Origin of the sequence: Legionella sp., from assembly GCF_965140895.1 — a bacterium.
Lineage (GTDB): Bacteria > Pseudomonadota > Gammaproteobacteria > Legionellales > Legionellaceae > Legionella.
Map to the genome: position 1 here is coordinate 1 of NZ_CBCSKT010000090.1, position 2,137 is coordinate 2,137.

Below are 2,137 nucleotides of genomic sequence, written 5' to 3' on the forward strand. Positions count from 1 at the left end.
GTTAGAATCTTTTTTGATTAAATTTAAAACACGCCTGTGTTTTTTAGGCTGGCATACTATTTAAGCGGGAATCGCTGTACTGCGGAATAAGGGATTGATTTAATTTTCAAACTACTTATAATCGCAGAACTTTATATAGACGATCTATGTTTAAATATTTTTGGAAAAAAATCATGCTACTCACAACACAGTATATAATAAAAATAAAGCGATTCTCAGGTTTTATGATCTGTGCTCTATTACCTATTATGACTTATGGAGCACAATTTATGGTCATTGAATGTTTCGCTGATCCAGCCGATAATGCTTATTTTTCTGATCCAGTAACTGGAAAACCTAAGAAAGCCAATAGTTGTGGTGAAGCCTTAGCTGCTGTACCTCCCCATTATTTTTTTCTATCAAGCGCGGGAGCAGGCGGTGGCCAAGCTTACACTTACGGTGGTGTAAAATTCCTTTTTTCTGATACTCCAGCACGCAAAGAATAATTTAATAAACTTTGTGCTCCGGAACTGCACCTTGAGGTTATAGGAAATTCAAAACGGGAAAGGCATTATTTTTTACAATTGAATCGTCTTAATTTATCTGAGATTGTTGCGTGATGAGACGGGATACGTTGATGGATCAGGGCAAAAACATGTGTGCCTATAAATAATACACCTTCTAATTAAATGAAAAAAACTTCAGATTTTACTTGACACTGTTTTTTGCTATTTGTCCAATGTTTGTAATAGGTCAGCCCCCCCCTCCCAAGATTTTAAAAAAAAGAAACCTAAGTCTCCTAATCCTAATAAAGGGGGAGGCCATAAGGGGCATCAAGGCCATTTTCGTAACTTGTTGCCCCCAGAAAAAATTGATGAGGTAGTTACTTGTCCACTACCTACTAAATGTCTTTGCGGCGGCACAATGGCGATACAAAAAGAAGCGTTAAGACATCAAACTCATGAGTTACCCACAATAAAATTGCATGTTACGGAATATCAATTAGAGAAAGGGACTTGTAGCTGCTGTGGTAAGAAACAGATAGCCTCCTTACCCGAAGGGATTACTTGGGGAATTACGAGGCCTCGTTTAACCGCTTTGATGTCACATATGCTTGCGCGCTATAAATTATCGCGCCGAGAACTGCAGGCTTTTTTAGAAGAGCATTATGCATTCAAGATAAGCATGGGCTGTATTTATGCAAAACAACGTATCGTTGCTAAAGCGTTAGAAGAGCCTGTTAACGATTTATTAGAGCAAGTGAAATCGAGTAGTAGCGTTCATATGGATGAAACGGGTCATCGACATGATGGAGTGAATCAATGGGTTGGGGGAATGATGTCCGCAAAAGCTGCCTTTTTTTCAGTAGAGCCATCCCGAGGTAAGAAAGTGATTGCACGACTTATGGAAGAGTTTAATGGATTTCTTGTCTCTGATCGTGATGCCGCTTATAACTATTTCGAGAGTAGTAAACGTCAGATTTGTTGGGCTCATTTGAAACGAGATTTTACCAAGTTATCAGAGAAGACTGAAGAGATCCTTTCCCGAATAGGGACGGGTTTACTTGAGTGCTAGGAAAATCTCTTTGAATTATGGCATCAATACAAACTTGGCTTTTTTTCACGAGATGAGCTCATGCGAAAAACTCGGCCTATTCGAAATAAAGTAGGGGAGCTCTTGGAGCAAGGGACTTATACTGATCCCAAGTTGAGAGTCGTACGGTTGTGCTCCAATTTATTGACCCATTTTTCTGCCTTATGGACTTTTATTTTTAATGAGCACGTGGAACCAACCAATAATCATGCGGAGCAATGTTTAAGGCCTGCTGTTATTTGGCGCAAAAAATATTTTGGTACTCGATCTGATTATGGTTCTGAGTTCCTTGCCAGAACCATGTCGCTGATTACTTCCTGTAGATTACAAGCCAAAAGTGCTTTTGAGGCGATTTCGCAAATTTTAACAGCCTATTTTTCAGGGCAAAAATCTTTGATTTTTGATACACCCACCTGATCTATTACCTCACATTCCGCACCATCCCATCTAAATTTTCTCAATTAGTTATTTGTCCAAATTTCCAACACTCCAATTTAAATAATCGTACATAAAGCCCGGGGATTTGCTCCGTTCCTGTTATTTGTGCCCCCAATAACAGCGTATC

Annotated in this window: 1 protein-coding gene and 1 pseudogene; both read left to right on the forward strand. The window is 39.2% G+C overall.

All coding sequences use genetic code 11. The features are described from left to right. The first annotated feature begins 173 nt into the window (after positions 1-173). Complete coding sequence (locus ACQY7T_RS09975; protein ID WP_428413103.1) at positions 174-485, forward strand: hypothetical protein; 312 nt, start codon at positions 174-176, stop codon at positions 483-485. Between the two features lie 604 nt (positions 486-1,089). Beyond that, positions 1,090-1,989: pseudogene (gene tnpC, locus ACQY7T_RS09980) on the forward strand (IS66 family transposase). Positions 1,990-2,137: the final 148 nt, after the last annotated feature.